Origin of the sequence: Odoribacter splanchnicus DSM 20712 (assembly GCF_000190535.1) — a bacterium.
GTDB classification, from domain to species: Bacteria; Bacteroidota; Bacteroidia; order Bacteroidales; family Marinifilaceae; genus Odoribacter; species Odoribacter splanchnicus.
In genome coordinates this window covers 2,107,035-2,123,327 of the sequence record NC_015160.1, presented here as the reverse complement: position 1 = coordinate 2,123,327, position 16,293 = coordinate 2,107,035, and the positions used below count along the sequence as shown (strand labels likewise).

Below are 16,293 nucleotides of genomic sequence, written 5' to 3'. Positions count from 1 at the left end.
ATTTGGGGTTTACGAAGTGGATTATTCTTCCTGTTTGATGTCGTTAACCATTTCTCCTTTCACTAATTTGATAAAGATATCGTTCATTCCCGGTATGACCTTTTGATAAGAGATAATATCGGTTTTGTCGAGCAGACGACGTAATAAAGTATTGGTAGGACAAGCCGCGAGGCGTTGCAGGACCAGTTCGTGTTGTCCGTCTTCTATCTTTTCGGAAAGCAGCTCATATTCTTCTCCGATCACTTCTTGCGGATGAAAATCCGGTTGATATTTACAGATGAGTCGGTAAGTATTGTTGGCATACTTATTCCGGATCTGATTGATCGGGCCTTCGATAATTTTTTTTGATTTGTTAATCAAGGCAATATGGCTACAGATTTCCTCGACGGAAGCCATATTGTGGGTGGAAAAAATAATGGTCGTTCCTTTTTTGCGCAGTTCCAGTATTTCTTTTTTCAGGAGTTCGACATTGATGGGGTCGAATCCGCTGAACGGTTCATCAAAAATCAGCATTTCCGGTTCGTGCAGGACGGTGGTGATGAATTGCACCTTTTGGGCCATTCCTTTGGATAATTCTTCTACTTTCCGATCCCACCAGGCCTCGATTCCGAATTTCTCGAACCAGGCTTTCAATTGTTGAATCGCGTCATGACGACTCACTCCTTTCAGACGAGCCAGATAAACGGCCTGTTCACCGACTTTCATCTTTTTATAGAGGCCTCTTTCTTCAGGCAGATAACCGATGCGGTTCATGTCGGCAGGTTCCAGTTTATGGTCTTTAAAATAAAGTTCACCCGAATCCGGTCCTGTAATCTGGTTTATAATTCGGATCAGAGAAGTCTTTCCGGCTCCGTTGGGGCCTAACAATCCATAAATAGCTCCTTCCGGGATTTCGATAGATACATCGTCCAAAGCCCGGTGATTGGCATAATTTTTAATAATATTTTTAGCGACAAAAAAACTCATACCTTTTCACTTACAACAGTTACAAAAGTTACAACGGTTATAATGGTCAGGATTCACGTCTAAGATCCTTGTAACCTTTGAAATCTTTGTAACGACATAAATTGCAGAATTAAATTGGTTGATAAAGTCTTTGGACTTTATCAACTTTACCAATTCATTATACCTGCCATTATTATAAATACAAATGCTGATATGTTAATACGCTCCTGTGGTCGGCACATTTACATATTAGCACATCAGCATAACAGATCAGCTGTATTCAGACAGCTTCATTTTCTTCCATTTCGATCATCAATGTCCCCTTCGGAATTTTATCTCCTGAGTTGACATATATTTTTTTGATTTTACCCGAAAATGGTGCAGCCAGTTTGTTATTCATCTTCATAGCCTGAAGAATCAGAAGAACATCTCCTTCCTGGACTTCCTGGCCCTCTTTCACTTCGATTTGCATAATGGTTCCCGGAATGTGTGAAGTCAGCAGATAGGGATTCGGTTCTTCCCATTTTTTTCGGTTTACCCATTTCTGGGTAAGCTGAGTTTTATATTCTACGCCATTCAGCAGGAATTTTTCATATTTAACAGTCATTTTACCTCCTTTTTAGTGGTTCTGAAACTTTTAAGTCTTTCAGTTTAAAAGTCCGGGAATTCCTGGACTTTATAAACTCTGAACACTGTTAGAACGGAGGAATTCCGTGTTTCTTAGCAGGTGTCATAACGGTTTTATTACCGGAGACTTCGATAGAATGTTTCAATAACAGGCGTGTTTCCGACGGTTCGATCACCGAGTCGATATATCCTTTGGAAGCTGCTACATAAGGATTAGCAAATTTCTCGCGATATTCGGCAACTTTCTGCTTCCGTGTTTCTTCCGGATTAGCAGATTCTTTTATTTCTTTACGGAAAATAATGTTAGCAGCCCCTTCCGGTCCCATTACGGCGATTTCGGCTGTCGGCCAGGCAAACATAAAGTCGGCTTTCAGGTGGCGTGAGTTCATGGCGATGTATCCACCACCGTAAGCTTTACGCAGGATTACCGTCACTTTAGGTACGGTAGCTTCACTATAAGCATACAATACTTTTGCTCCGTGGCGGATCACACCCATATGTTCCTGTTCAACGCCCGGTAGATATCCCGGCATGTCTTCGAAGGTCACGATCGGAATATTGAATGCGTCGCAGAAACGGATAAACCGGCCTGCTTTATCGGCAGAGTCGCAATCCAATACACCGGCTAATACCAAGGGTTGATTGGCTACGAAACCGATCGTTTCTCCATCTACCCGACCGAATCCGACAACGATATTCTGTGCAAAGTCCTGTTGTACCTCGAAGAAATCGGAATCGTCGGCAACGGCTTTGATAATATCTCTTACATCATAAGGCTGGGTAGGATCTGCAGGAAGGATTTTTTCGATATTGTATTCTGCTTTCGGAGCTTTTGACGGAAAGGCTTTCGCTTTACGTTGATTGTTCCAGGGGATAAAGGTGAGCAGTTTTTTTATTTGTTCGAAACATTCTGCTTCTGTAGAGGCAAAGAAGTGGGCATTTCCACTGATACAGGCATGAACGCGTGCTCCTCCGAGGTCTTCCATACTAACTTCTTCTCCCAGTACTGTTTTTACTACTTCCGGACCTGTGATGAACATTTTGGAAATATTATCTACCACAAATACGAAATCGGTCAATGCCGGAGAATAAACGGCTCCACCAGCACAAGGACCCAGAATAACGGACAATTGAGGGATAACACCGGAAGCCTGTGTATTGCGGAAGAAAATTTCTCCATAACCGGCCAGTGAATCCACCCCTTCCTGGATACGTGCACCACCCGAGTCGTTGATACCGATGATCGGCATCCGCATTTTGATGGCATGATCCATAATTTTGGTGATTTTACGGGCGTGCATCAGTCCTAACGAACCTCCTGCAACAGTGAAATCCTGAGCATAAATAGCAACGGGTTCTCCATAGACAGTACCGGTACCGATAACGACACCGTCGCCGTGAAGAACTTTCTTGTCCATATCAAAATCCTTAGATTGGTGCTCTACGAACATGTCGTACTCGTGGAAAGAACCTTTGTCCAAAATCCCCTCGATACGCTCACGGGCTGTCAATTTACCCATGGCGGCCTGCTTTTTGATAGCATCTTCGCCACCACCCTGAAGTACAATTTCTTTCCTCTTTCTTAAGTCAAGAATATTCCTTTTAAGTGACATAGTAATTTAGTTTATTATTAACTTGCGTAATTCCTTCTCAGAAATTAACACACCATTTAAACTGCAAGGTTACGTAAAAAAAATGATTTAAAAAATACCTGTCTTTATTATACTAATCGGTATCTATTGATATCATTGAGGGTTGAAGTCGAAATTTTAACGATTTATTTGAAAAATTTACTATTATCTGTATTTATTAATAAATGGGGAGGGGGATTTGTTCTTCCGGGGTTTTGTGGTGTTGCAGATAGAGACTGTCGATGATACCGTCGACCAGGCCGATGGTAGGCACGACGATATGCTTCGCTTGGGTATGCTCTGCGACTAGCAGGAAGATATCTGCGGCATTGGTAATGACATCTGCACGGTCGGGTTTCAGATTGTATAACCGGGCACGTTCTTCTAAGGAATAGTTTTTTAGAGTGTTGTTGAGTTGTACTAATTTTTCTACCGGGAGAGTCATTTTATTTTTGGCCGGAAGTTTAGCTAACCGGAACAATTTGTTGATATTTCCACCGGACCCGATGATCGTGATTACCGGGTATTGTTTCCGCAATTTATTCAGGTCTCTTTTCAAACGGTTGTATACGCTGGGAACGACTTTTCCTTTCAACAGACGTACGGTTCCGATGTTGTAAGAATGTGAACTGCGGAGTGTTCCTTGATGGATCAAGCTGATTTCCGTGCTACCTCCCCCGACGTCGACATAGATATAATCGGCGTTTTTATCCGCCAGGTATTCGATGTGATTATCGTATACCAAACGGGCTTCTTCCTCTCCGTTGATAATATCTATCCGGATACCTGACTTCCGGGTGATGGTTTCGATTACTTCTTTCCCGTTTGCGGCATCCCGCATTGCCGATGTGGCACAAGCCCGATAGGCATCGACTTCGTATATTTTCATCAGTTGCCGATAAGCCTTCATCAGACGGAGTAGTTTTTTAGCTTTACTGGCCGGTATTTCACCTTGTGTAAATACTTCTTCTCCCAGGCGCAGGGGAACCCTTAGAAGGAGCTCTTTTGTAAACAACTGTTCCGCTGTTTCGGGATTGATACTTTTGATCAATAATCTGACTGCATTGGAGCCGATATCGATCGCTGCATAATTTACTTTACTCATGGGGTATGTTATTAGTTGTGATTTCTTGTATGTCTTCCTGATAATAGTGATATAAGGCCGATTGTGACCGGAATAGCGAATGGTCTTCGTTTTTCCAGGGGATATTCTGTCCTGTGCCGTCGACTTGTCGTCCCTGCAGAGAGTCTTTCAGGCCATATTCGACGATTCGTTTCAATTCGGTTTGAATTTTCTTATCATAAACAGGGGTAAGTACTTCGATCCGGTTGTCCAGATTCCGGGGCATCCAGTCGGCAGAACCTGTCAGGCAGATCATATCACCTGCATTTTCGAAAATGAAAATTCGTGAATGTTCCAGATAACGGTCGATAATTCCGTTGATCCGGATGTTTTCGCTTATTCCCGGGATTCCTGTGACGATAGAACAATTACCTCGTACCACCAGGTCGATCTTTACGCCTGCGGCCGAAGCTTCATAAAGCTTAGCGATCAATGTCCGGTCTGTAATATGGTTTACCTTTCCTAATATTCGGGCCGTTTTTTGTTTTCTGGCATTTTTGACTTCCTCTTCGATCAATTTCAATAGTTTGGAACGCATATCGTTGGGAGAGACCAGTAATTCTTTGAATTTTACGGGTAGATAAGGTTTTTCAATAAAGTCGAAGACATGCCGGACTTCTTTTACCAGGGTTTTGCGTGCGGTAAAAAGGGTGATGTCGGTATATCGGGTGGCATTCCCTTCATGAAAATTTCCGGTACTGACACAGGCGATATCTCCCTGTCTACCCGATATATATACTAGTTTTGCGTGTATTTTCAGACCTTCGACTCCGAATACGACTTTGATTCCGGCATCTTGCATTTGTTTAGACCAGCTGATATTCGATGCTTCGTCGAAACGGGCGAGTAGTTCGATAACTACAGTTACTTTTTTCCCGTTTCTGGCTGCTGCGATTAAAGTTTGGATAACCTTGGAATTTTTCGCTACCCGGTAGAGGGTCATTTTTATGGCTTTGACGTTCGGGTCGATCGTGGCTTCCCGGAGTACACGCAAGAAAGAAGAAAAACTGTGATAGGGATAGTGCAGGAAGAGATCGCGGGTACGGATGGTATTCAAAATGCTGCCGTCCCCTGAAAAGTCCGTTTTGAACAATGGAGGCTGAGGGGGATATTTTAAATCGTCACGTTTACAATCGGGAAATTTCATCAGATCTTTCAGATTTTGGTATCTACCGGCTCCGACCTGAGTATCCCAGCGGTCCATACAAAGCATCCGGCTGAGGTGGCGCTGCATAACTGCAGGCATCCGGCTGTCGTATACCAACCGGATCGGTTCCCCGTTTTTTCTGCTTTTCACCCCCTTCGATATTTTTTGCATAATGCTGTTCCGAAGATCTGAATCGAGTTCCATTTCTGCGTCTTTAGTGAACTTGAACGTGTAAGCCTCGAAGTGATCGTAAGGCCGGCCGTTGAATATCAGGGGAAGGCAAAAGCGGACGATGTCGTCCAGGAACATCAGGCATATGCGGTCGTTATCGCCGGGGATCCGGATAAAACGGCCGTATGATTGCACCGGCAAAGCGATGATGGCAAAATCTTTTTTCGTTTTTCCTGTGGTTTGCAGACAGACGCTCAGATAGATATGGTCGTCGGGTTGGTCGCTGAAATGACGGAAAGAAGAAGTGAAAAGCGGGGTCGTAGAGCCGATCAGTTGTGTCTTGTAAAATTCTCGGATATAGTCGGCTTGCTCCTCCTGTAATTCTTGTTCGTTCAGGAGGTAAATCCGGTTTTGCCGGAGTACTGTATTTATTGCTGTAAATGTTTCCTCGAATTTTTGTGTATACAGGGCATTCAACCGGCTGATTTCCCTGAAGGTTTGAATGGCGGTTTCTCTTTCTGCCTTAATGGTTTTATCCTCATATTCGATGATTCGGTTGAGGGTGGCTACCCGTACCCTGTAAAATTCGTCCAGATTATTGGAGTAGATTCCCAGAAAGGATAACCGTTCGAGTAAAGGAACCGGGGTTTTTTCTGCTTCGGACAGGATTCTCCGGTTAAAATACATCCAACTGATATCCCTTTCCAGGTAGGGAATCTCACCTTTTTTCCTTGTTACTTTCATGGATAAAATGCAATGTATTGATTTAATTACGAATGTATTTTATCCATGTTACTATTTAATGACAGAAATGTGACATTGTCGTTGAGGCCGGAATTGTCTTTATAAAATTTCTTTCAGGTGTTTATAATTGGAATTGATCGTATCGATAATCTCCTGTGTCCGGCCGGTCAATAACATTTTATACATGGCTTGTGCGAATCCGGTCATTTGATTCCATTCTATTTGCGGGGGCATAGCCAGTGCATTCGGATCGGTCATTACATTCAGTAGAGTAGCTTCCGGTGAGTTCAAGGCTTCGACCAATACCGGGAGTACATCGTCCGGACGGCTGACGGTATAGCTCTTTATACCCATCGCTTGAGCCACCAGGGCAAAATCCGGATTTTGCATGTCGGTTTCGTTGTCCGGCAGGCCGGCGACTTCCATTTCGAGTTTTACCATACCCAAAGAACGGTTATTGAATACAATAATCTTGACCGGTAGCTTATATTGGGCGATGGTTGCCAGATCACCCAGTAACATAGAGATGCCTCCGTCGCCGCAGAGAGCGATCACCTGTCTGCCCGGATAGGCGAACGATGCTCCTATAGCCTGGGGCATAGCGTTGGCCATTGTGCCGTGATTGAAAGAGCCTAACATCTTTCGCTGGCCGGAAGCTTTCAGGTAACGGGCTCCCCAGACACAGGTCATACCCGTATCGACGGTAAAAATAGCATTTGCCTGAGCAGTTTCGTCGACCATCGCCATGACATATTCCGGGTGAATCTTATTATCACTGCCTTTGTTTTCGACGTAAGCATTCAGGTCTTTAATTACTTTGGAATAACCGAGCAACTGATCGTTCAGAAAGCTTTTGTCGCTTTTGGCTTGTAAAAGAGGTAATAAAGCTTCGAGTGTCGTCTTGATATCTCCGCATAGCCCCATTTGTACTTTGGCTCTTCGGCCCAGGTGACTGGGATCGATGTCGATCTGAACGATTTTATTGTGAGTCGGTAAAAACGGGCCGTACGGGAAATCGGTACCTAATAAAACCAGTACATCGGCCGCATGCATGCTGTTGTAACCCGATGCCATGCCTAATAAGCCGGTCATCCCTACTTCATTGGGATTATCATATTGGATTTCCATTTTACTTTTGAAAGAATAGGCTACCGGGGCTTTCAACCGATGGGACAATTCGACGATTTCTTCGTGTGCATCTTTGGCTCCGATGCCACAAAACAGGGTTATATTGCTATTGTTGTTCAACAGATCGGCCAGCGCCTGTAATTCGGTATCCGATGGACAGGTGCGGGGATGAGTCGGATAGTTGATCTCTGAAGAAGGAATATTGACCTGGCTTTCTCCGGTCAAATCTCCGGGGATACCGATGACACTGACTCCTCTGCGGGAGAGAGCGGTTTGTATAGCCCCCTGTAGCATGCGGGGGAGTTGACCCGGTGTAGTCGCTAATTGGTTGTAATAACTGCAGTCGTCGAACAGGCGGATGGTGTCGGTCTCCTGGAAGTAGGTCGTTCCGAATTCACCTGAAATAATGGTAGAAGCGATGGCTAAGACAGGAGCCCCTGAACGGTGGGCGTCATAGAGCCCGTTGATCAGGTGCACATGGCCGGGACCGCCGCTACCTGCACAACAGGCCAGGTTGCCGTGAAGCTGGGCTTCTGCTCCGGCAGCAAAAGCTCCGGTTTCTTCGTGACGTACGTGAATCCACTGAATCCGGCCGTCTTTGCGGACAGCATCGTTAATCTTATTTAAACTGTCACCTGTGACAGCATAAATTCTTTTTACACCGGCTTTTACCAGCATATCTACAATTTGCTCTGCTATGTTTGCCATAATTTAAACGTTTCAATTTTTATATCAAACGGGCTTTAGCCGGAAAGGTTTATTTTTAACTTTAGAATCTGAAGAAAGAAGGCGATAGTTTATAAAATTGAGAGTCCGTAAAGTTTATAAAGTATCCCCGAAGGCCATCGACTTTACAAACTTTACGGACTTTACAACCGATGCTGTTATTTTATGCTTTTGCCTGATCGAGGCGCTTGACAACTTGGCCGTAGATGATCAGGGCAATGGCGGAAGCCAGTGCGATTACAGCAAAATAATACCAGATGTAATGGGCATTACTGCTGGCAGCGAGCCATTCGCTACGAGTGGCGAACAGGCTTTCGTCAGGGCAATATTTACTTAATAAATAGCCGGAAAGTCCGAATCCTAAAATGGAAGACAAAAACGAATGCAGGTGGCTGAAACCCAGGTATAATCCTTCCTCGCCCTTGGGGGCTTGCAGGGAGAAATATTCCAGAAAACGCGGGGAAATAAAAGTTTCCGCCAGTCCCTGGAAGACGATACCTACAACCATCATAAAAGCTACCGGGTGCATGGTCAGAATGGTCGATTCCGGATTCAGCATATTTCCCGAAGCCATGCACAAAGCGGACAACGGCATGATAAACATTCCGACGGTCATCGAAGTAAGGGCTGTCCGGTGACGCATCAGCTGGGTGACCAGGTTGACACACAGCACTACGACCAAAGGGTTGACATTGGCATACCAGGAAGGGGATGCGCCTTCCCCGGCCAGACGGAGTACGTATTTGGGCATGGTGGCATACAATTGATGTTGTACCATCCAGAAACCCGTAATGATCAGGATCAGGATGATCAGCCGGCCGTTAGAACATACTTTTAATAGAGCATTCCAGATTTGCCGGAAGGTTTTTCCCTCTCCGCTGTGTTGAGCACTTTTATAGAAAAACCAGATCGCTATGAGAGCCAGAAAGGTCATACTGGCCGAAAAATAATTCAAGGTGATCAATCCTTCATTCCCTAAAGCCTCTCTAAGGGGTTTTACAATGGTTTTACCCGAGAATGCACCGATATTGACCATGCCGTAAAAGATGGCGAATCCTTTGGCCCGGGTAGCTTCTGTCGTTTCTTTGGCCACCGTTCCCGAGATTACACTTTTGATAAAAGCTCCTCCGATGACGATCAGAGCCATAATCGGGATAATGCCGTATTGCAGGCCACTCTCGGTGAGGCCTTTAAAGACGGTGGTATGCCCATATTCTACCAGTCCGGCACTTTCGAGCCAGGTAGGAAATAAAGCCAGACCACCGTAACCGGTAGTCAATAAGGTGAAAGCCAGGAGCATAGAGTTCCGGAAACCGATCTTGTCGGCCAAAGCTCCGGCAAAAGTTGGCAGCAGATAAAGGAAAGCGGAGAAAGTACCTGCGATGGTGGCAGCCTGAATGTCATTGAACCCCAATATACGGCTAAGGTAGAGGGTGATCACGATAAATACACCGTAGTAGGCAGCACGTTCGAATAATTCCACGGTGTTGGCCACCCAGAATGCTTTACTGAACCTGATTTTTTCTTTGTTTTTTGCTGTCGTTGTCATACTTTTTTTGTTTTAGATTTTTTAGCACGGGGCAAAACTAGTAAAATAAACCAAAGTATGTATGTTTTGATTAATTTTGTATGCATGAAAACAGATGAAATAAAAACTGAAATCCATCCCTTGGAGCCTTTCTTCCCGCAAGGGGCAAGGCTATTGATGATGGGAAGTTTCCCGCCGAAACGTGAACGTTGGAAAATGGATTTTTACTATCCTAATTTTCAGAATGACATGTGGCGTATCTTTGGATTGGTATTTTTCGACGACAAGGAGCATTTTCTGACGGCAGATAAAAAATCATTTTGCGAACAACGGATCCGGGATTTTCTTATCCGGCAAGGAATTGCCTTGACCGATTCCGGCCGGGAAGTCGTTCGGCAGAAAGATAATGCCTCGGATAAATTTTTGGAAATCGTCCGCAAGATCGATTTGTCCGACGTATTGCGGCAATTACCGCACTGTGTAGCCATTGCGACAACAGGGCAGAAAGCGACGGACACTTTGCTTTCTCTGGTCGAAGCCTCTCAGCCACCGGTAGGAGGTTTTTCGACTTTTCATTTCGAGGGTAGAACGATCCGGTTATACCGCATGCCCTCTTCTTCCCGTGCCTATCCGAAACCCTTGCCTGAAAAGGCAGCGGCTTATAAGCGTATGTTCGGAGAGGTCGGTGGGTTCTTCTAGAGAAAGGGTATCAGATTTCTTTCTCTATCAGATAGACGTTGCGGTCGGTAGCCGAACGGGATACCAGCTCGGCTACAAAACCGGCTAAAAACAGTTGGGTCCCGAGGATCATACAAACCAAAGAAATATAAAAATAGGGGTTGTCGGTTACCAAACGGGCCCTGATCCCTTGTGAAAGACAGATCAGTTTATCTATACCGATCCAGCCGGCAGCACAAAATCCGATGATAAACAGCAAGGTCCCTATTGCCCCGAACAGATGCATCGGTTTTTTGGCAAAACGGGTAATAAAGGTGATGGACAACAAATCCAGCATTCCATTGATAAATCGGTTTAAACCGCCGAATTTGGTTACTCCGTATTTCCGTGCCCGGTGCTGTACGACCTTTTCTCCGATTTTAGTGAAACCGGCCTGTTGGGCCAGGATCGGGATATAGCGATGCATTTCTCCGTATACTTCGATGCTTTTCACAACTTTATTCTTGTAAGCTTTGAGCCCACAGTTGAAATCGTGCAGATGGATCCCTGAAAATTTCCGGGCTGTCGCATTGAATAATTTGGTGGGTATTGTCTTTGATTTCGGATCGAATCTTTTTTTCTTCCAACCGGAAACCATGTCATAATCTTCGGACATGATCATTTGATAAAGAGCCGGTATTTCGTCCGGGCTATCCTGCATATCGGCGTCCATCGTAATGACAACATCTCCTTGGGCATTCTGGAACCCGCAGTGTAAGGCTGCGGATTTACCGTAATTCCGCCGGAATTTTATGGCACGGATATGTTCGTTTTGGGTCGAAAGGGTTTCGATGAGTGCCCAGGAATTATCGCTACTGCCATCGTCTACCATGATGATTTCATACGTAAAATGATTCGCTGCCATGACCCGTTCGATCCAGGCTGTTAGTTCCGGCAGAGATTCGTCTTCATTATATAACGGTATAACGACTGATATGTCCATGATCTGAAAATTACGGTTAAATAAATTCATTTTTTCGGGTGCGCCTGAGTAATCCTGCCAGGAGCAAGGAGAAAATAAATCCGGTGAATATTTTATTGAATGTTTCTGCAAAGGCAATTGTAGCAGGCGTTGTAAACGCTTTTAACATCGAGATCATATTTTCGGTGAAAGCCGAATCCGAATATACCTCTTTGAACGTCGTTTCTATCGAAGTCAGATAATTCTCCAGTAATTCCGGATGGTGACGATAGAGATAGAATACAAAGCATCCGTAGATGACCGAGGCTACAGCGATCAGATAGGTACAAGCGCCCAGTGCTTTCCCGTAAGACAGACAATTATCCGGCAATTCGTCCCGGTATTTACGAACTCCGATAAATGCTCCGACGATGGAGAGCAGCAGGATCACATTGTTCAATTGCGGATTGAGACTGACTCCCCGTCCTGAACGGTAGTAGGCATAAGCTACAGCAATAAAACTCAGTCCGACGAATAAACCGAACAGGGTATTTTGTGAAAAAAAATTCTTTTTCTTCGAAGGTGCCATGTATTTTTCTTTATCCTTACAATAAATCGGCTTGTTTACGCAGATAGATCTTTTCTCCTTCTGTCAGCGGACTGTCGGCCGACAGGTAGTTGAACCTGCAAAGATTTTTGAGCCGTACTCCGTATTGCTGTGAGATGCTGTACATAGTATCTCCGGCTTTTACACGGTGGAATTCGTATCCCCGTGCCGCTTTGCTCTTTTTCTTTTTCAGGAAGACCAATTGACCGGGGTCCAGGGTACTGCTGGATTTGTCGTTGTATTGTAATAATTTTTTAAGTTTGATTCCGTAATAACCGGCAATTTTTTCAAAAGAATCGCCCGGCATCGTTTCTATACAGATAATGCCATTGCGCATTTCTTCGCGGTTACGGTAGTTGGTAGTATTCGGGTGGTCCTGGGTTGCTACACTTTGGGCAAATTCTTCTGCAGTGATCGTCGGCGGTGTACCCCGTCTTTTGATCGAGCGGTCGAATTTGTACAATTCTTCTTCTTCGATGATTTTAATCAGCATATTGGCATATTGCGGGTTGGTCGCATATCCGGCGGCTTTCAACCCCTTCGCCCAGGCTTTATAATCTGTAGTAGGAATACTGAATAAACCGGCATAACGGGGACGGCTAGTCAGAAAATCACTGTGGTCGATCCACGATTGTTCGATATTTTTATATTTCCGGAAACATTCGTTCCGGGTATCGTCGTCCATGGTATATGTATCGCCGTTCCAGGTTTCGTGGCATTTGATCCCGAAATGGTTGTTGGCATTGACGGCCAGTTCCGATTCGCCGCAACCGGATTCGAGAATACCTTGTGCAAGCGTGATACTGGCCGGAATTCCGGTCCGTTCCATTTCACGGATAGCTATATGTTTGTATTTGCGGATAAACTCTTTACGTTTGTCTGCCATAACATTAAAGCTGATGAGCAACAGACTAAACAATACCAATATTTTCATACTCTTTTTCATAACACTCACTCGTTGGCGTCAGGCATTTACCTGGCAAAAGATAAATGCTGATTTTTCAATTTCCGGTTTATAATTATTCTGTATCTTAGGGGGGTAAAAATAGTAAAAAATAGTGATGGATAAAAGAGAACTGAAAATAGATTATTTTGTGTGCCGGAATTCAGTGCCCGCATGCTATGAGGAATTGTCCGAAAAAGCTCTGGCTGCTGCCGGCAAAGCTTATTGCATCTATTCCGATTTTGCTGTCGGAGCGGCTGTTTTGCTGGAAAACGGTACGATCGTTTTAGGCAATAATCAGGAAAATGTGGCTTATCCCAGTGGAATGTGTGCAGAACGGACGGCTTTATTTTATGCTGGTGCTGCTTATCCGGACGTTCCGGTCAAAGCATTGGCTATTGCTGCTTGTTTTAAAGGGCGTCCCAGAAAAGAGGTCGTTTCTCCTTGCGGGGCTTGCCGGCAGGTGATGGCGGAAGTAATCCGGCGTTACGGCCGGGATTTTGATGTACTGATGATAGGTGAAGAAGAAACGGTAGTGATAAAAGCCTCTTCCTTGTTGCCTTTTAGTTTTGAATATACAGGCTGATCCGCTAACCGGGGCCCGAAGTTTTTACACCGCCTCTACCTGAATTTTTCCTTTCGGGGTAGGAGTAAATACCAGGCGTTTGTGCAGAAGGGTTTGGTTGTTGAAATCGATCACCAAAGCCGGATCGATGGTTTTCCCATTTATCCGGATTTCAAAATGTACGTGGTCGGTGGTGGCCCGGCCTGTTTCGCCGGTAATAGAAACCGGAGTACCTGCTTTTACATGATCGCCCGAACGGACCAGGTGTTTGGAATTATGGGCGTATACCGTTTCCAGGCCGTTGTAATGACGCACGACGACTACGTTGCCATAACCCCGGCTCCAACCTGTCATTCTGACGATTCCGTCGAAAGCTGACAGAACGGTGTCCCGGCGATTGATTTTCAGGTCCATGCCGGTATGATTTCTTCCATTCCGTCGTCCATAAGGAGATAATACCCTTCCGCCGGGCAGGGGAAAAACAAAAGCACCCTCTTCCAGGTCGGCCAGGTCTAATACCAATTCGGGCTGGCGGACGAAAAATTGATCGTCTGCATAACCGACCATCGTTTTTTCGATCCGGTTAAAAGAATCCCGGACTTCTGGTTTCGGTTCGAAGAATTCGACGGGCTCCGCTTTATAAAAAGCATATTCGATCGGAGAAGTTGCTAAAAGACTGTCTGGGATAGTAAATACAGGAACAGGGGTATAAGTTAACTGAGTGGGAATTGTGGCTTGACGTGAACAAGAATAAAATCCTGCCAAACTCAAAATAACAGCAACCAGTGCTCTGTTGTGCAATCTCATACTGTATCTTTTTGGTGAATATTAAGTTAGAAATGACTGTTTTTACTATTAAAAAGACAAATTAGATCATTCCTGAAACGCAAAGATAATTGAAAAAGTTTCAAAACCTACTGATTGTCTATAGATTACAACTTTATTTAACATGTTAACGTTTTCTGTTAAAGCATTGTTTTCCTTGCTTTTACCTGTTTATTTTTAATGAATTGAAGTTATTTGTACTACCTTTGTGCCCACTTTTAAATTAGGAAAAACGGGTTCGGATTTTAATAAATCGACTATGGAATGGATAAATAGTATATTGATAGAGCACAGTGTCATACAAGCTGTTGTTGTAATTGCTATGATCTCGGCTTTAGGATTGGCTTTGGGAAAGATCAGCGTCTACGGGGTTTCGCTGGGGGTTACTTTTGTCTTTTTTGTTGGAATTGCGGCCGGACATTTCGGCTTATCGATAGATTCCCAAATGTTGAATTATGCCGAGAGTTTCGGATTGATTATTTTTGTTTATGCCTTGGGATTGCAGGTCGGGCCTGGTTTTTTCGGTTCGTTCCGGAAGGGAGGTATGACATTGAATATGCTTGCCTTTGCTGTGATCCTGGTGGGCACGGCAATGACTTTGGGCCTTCATGTGGTGACAGGCGTGTCGTTGCCCGATATGGTAGGTATATTGAGTGGTGCTGTAACCAATACCCCTGCTTTGGGGGCTGCACAGCAAACTTTGAAGCAGATGCATATCGATGCGGCTGATCCTGCTTTAGGGTGTGCGGTGACCTATCCTTTAGGAGTGGTCGGTGTCATTCTGGCGGTTATCGTATTGCGTAAGATGTTTCCTCGCCGGACGGCAGAAACCGTTGTGGCAGAAGATAAAAGCAAGCACACTTTTATTGCCGGTTTTGAAGTCCGCAATCCCGGAATTTTTGGGAAGAATGTAAAAGAAGTAGCTCATCTTGCGGCACATCGATTTGTTATTTCACGCTTATGGCGCGATGGGAAAGTGACGATCCCCACTTCCGATACGGTATTGCTCGAAGGAGACCGTTTGCTGGTGATTACCACCGAGGCTGAGGAAGAATCGTTGCGTATCCTTTTCGGTGAAGAGGAAAAGGTGGATTGGAATAAAAAGGATATCGACTGGAATGCCATCGATAGCCAGTTGGTTTCTCAGCGTATTGTCGTGAGCCGTTCGGAGATCAATGGAAAGAAATTGGGATCCTTACGTTTGCGTAATCATTATGGTATCAATATCACCCGTATATATCGGGCTGGGGTACAGTTGTTGGCAACTCCCGGGCTGGTACTGCAATTGGGAGATAAATTGACCGTTGTGGGCGAAGCTGCTGCTATCAGCAATGTGGAGAAAGTGTTGGGAAACCGTATTATTAGTCTTAAAGAACCGAATCTGATCGCCGTATTTGTGGGGATTGTGTTGGGTTTGGCTGTCGGGGCTATTCCTTTTTCTATCCCCGGAGTCAGTTTCCCTGTCCGGTTGGGAATAGCAGGCGGACCGATTATCGTCGGGATTCTGATGGGGGCGTTCGGACCGCGTTTACATATGATTACTTATACGACCCGGAGTGCCAATCTGATGCTCCGGGGATTGGGACTTTCCATTTACCTGGCTTGTCTGGGGTTAGATGCCGGGGTACATTTCTTTGAGACGGTGTTTCGTCCCGAAGGGCTGCTGTGGGTAGCTTTGGGATTTGCGATCACTTTTGTGCCCGTTGTCCTGGTGGCCGTTATCGCTTTGAAATTGATGAAAATAGATTTCGGTTCCCTGGCAGGGATGTTGTGTGGAAGTATGGCCAATCCGATGGCGTTGAATTATGTCAATGCGACCGTCGAGGGAGATAATCCGGCCGTATCTTATGCGACGGTATATCCGCTCTCCATGTTTATCCGTGTGATTTTTGCTCAATTGATCTTAATGTTGTTTTTGTAGATTGGTTCCGGGGTCGATTTTTTGATAATGCTGCCCCATCGCAA

14 protein-coding genes are annotated in these 16,293 nt (G+C 44.9%); 3 read left to right on the top strand and 11 right to left on the bottom strand.

The window, feature by feature from the left end; all coding sequences use genetic code 11:
- Positions 1 to 21: 21 nt before the first annotated feature.
- The 7 genes from ODOSP_RS08855 to ODOSP_RS08825 form a co-directional block, all read right to left on the bottom strand.
- Complete coding sequence (locus ODOSP_RS08855; RefSeq protein ID WP_013611997.1) at positions 22 to 966, bottom strand: ABC transporter ATP-binding protein; 945 nt, start codon at positions 964 to 966, stop codon at positions 22 to 24.
- 259 nt (positions 967 to 1,225) lie between these two features.
- A complete protein-coding gene (locus ODOSP_RS08850) occupies positions 1,226 to 1,552 on the bottom strand; it encodes an acyl-CoA carboxylase biotin carboxyl carrier protein subunit (protein WP_013611996.1) in 327 nt (108 codons plus the stop codon).
- Positions 1,553 to 1,640: 88 nt separating this feature from the next.
- Positions 1,641 to 3,185 carry an acyl-CoA carboxylase subunit beta gene (locus ODOSP_RS08845; protein ID WP_013611995.1) on the bottom strand — a complete coding sequence of 515 codons (1,545 nt, stop codon included), beginning with the start codon at positions 3,183 to 3,185 and terminating at the stop codon, positions 1,641 to 1,643.
- A gap of 196 nt (positions 3,186 to 3,381) precedes the next feature.
- Complete coding sequence (locus tag ODOSP_RS08840; RefSeq protein ID WP_013611994.1) at positions 3,382 to 4,308, bottom strand: Ppx/GppA phosphatase family protein; 927 nt, start codon at positions 4,306 to 4,308, stop codon at positions 3,382 to 3,384.
- Entirely contained in the window at positions 4,301 to 6,388 is a 2,088-nt protein-coding gene (locus ODOSP_RS08835; RefSeq protein WP_013611993.1) for an RNA degradosome polyphosphate kinase, read from the bottom strand. Before ODOSP_RS08835 ends, ODOSP_RS08840 begins: the two co-directional genes overlap by 8 nt.
- 99 nt (positions 6,389 to 6,487) lie before the next feature.
- On the bottom strand, positions 6,488 to 8,227 hold the full coding sequence (locus ODOSP_RS08830; protein WP_095074674.1) for a thiamine pyrophosphate-dependent enzyme: 1,740 nt from the start codon (positions 8,225 to 8,227) through the stop codon (positions 6,488 to 6,490).
- A gap of 178 nt (positions 8,228 to 8,405) precedes the next feature.
- Entirely contained in the window at positions 8,406 to 9,791 is a 1,386-nt protein-coding gene (locus ODOSP_RS08825; RefSeq protein WP_013611991.1) for an MFS transporter, read from the bottom strand.
- 84 nt (positions 9,792 to 9,875) lie between these two features.
- Here ODOSP_RS08825 and ODOSP_RS08820 point away from each other — a divergent pair, with 84 nt between their 5' ends.
- On the top strand, positions 9,876 to 10,469 hold the full coding sequence (locus ODOSP_RS08820) for a uracil-DNA glycosylase family protein (RefSeq protein WP_041557296.1): 594 nt from the start codon (positions 9,876 to 9,878) through the stop codon (positions 10,467 to 10,469).
- Positions 10,470 to 10,479: 10 nt separating this feature from the next.
- Here ODOSP_RS08820 and ODOSP_RS08815 read toward each other — a convergent pair whose 3' ends face one another.
- The 3 genes from ODOSP_RS08815 to ODOSP_RS08805 are packed head-to-tail and all read right to left on the bottom strand — an operon-like array spanning position 10,480 to position 12,941.
- A complete protein-coding gene (locus ODOSP_RS08815; protein WP_013611989.1) occupies positions 10,480 to 11,430 on the bottom strand; it encodes a glycosyltransferase family 2 protein in 951 nt (316 codons plus the stop codon).
- Between the two features lie 16 nt (positions 11,431 to 11,446).
- Entirely contained in the window at positions 11,447 to 11,977 is a 531-nt protein-coding gene (locus tag ODOSP_RS08810; protein ID WP_013611988.1) for a DUF4199 domain-containing protein, read from the bottom strand.
- Positions 11,978 to 11,993: 16 nt separating this feature from the next.
- On the bottom strand, positions 11,994 to 12,941 hold the full coding sequence (locus ODOSP_RS08805; RefSeq protein WP_013611987.1) for a glucosaminidase domain-containing protein: 948 nt from the start codon (positions 12,939 to 12,941) through the stop codon (positions 11,994 to 11,996).
- Positions 12,942 to 13,056: 115 nt separating this feature from the next.
- Between ODOSP_RS08805 and ODOSP_RS08800 the strand changes: the two genes are divergently transcribed.
- A complete protein-coding gene (locus ODOSP_RS08800) occupies positions 13,057 to 13,524 on the top strand; it encodes a cytidine deaminase (RefSeq protein ID WP_013611986.1) in 468 nt (155 codons plus the stop codon).
- A 24-nt stretch (positions 13,525 to 13,548) separates the two neighbouring features.
- Here the strand turns inward: ODOSP_RS08800 and ODOSP_RS08795 are convergent, their stop codons facing one another.
- Positions 13,549 to 14,310: a M23 family metallopeptidase gene (locus ODOSP_RS08795; RefSeq protein ID WP_013611985.1), complete on the bottom strand. Its 762-nt coding sequence runs from the start codon at positions 14,308 to 14,310 to the stop codon at positions 13,549 to 13,551.
- A 277-nt stretch (positions 14,311 to 14,587) separates the two neighbouring features.
- Here ODOSP_RS08795 and ODOSP_RS08790 point away from each other — a divergent pair, with 277 nt between their 5' ends.
- Positions 14,588 to 16,249, top strand: a complete 1,662-nt coding sequence (locus ODOSP_RS08790) for a putative transporter (protein ID WP_013611984.1) — start codon at positions 14,588 to 14,590, stop codon at positions 16,247 to 16,249.
- Positions 16,250 to 16,293: the final 44 nt, after the last annotated feature.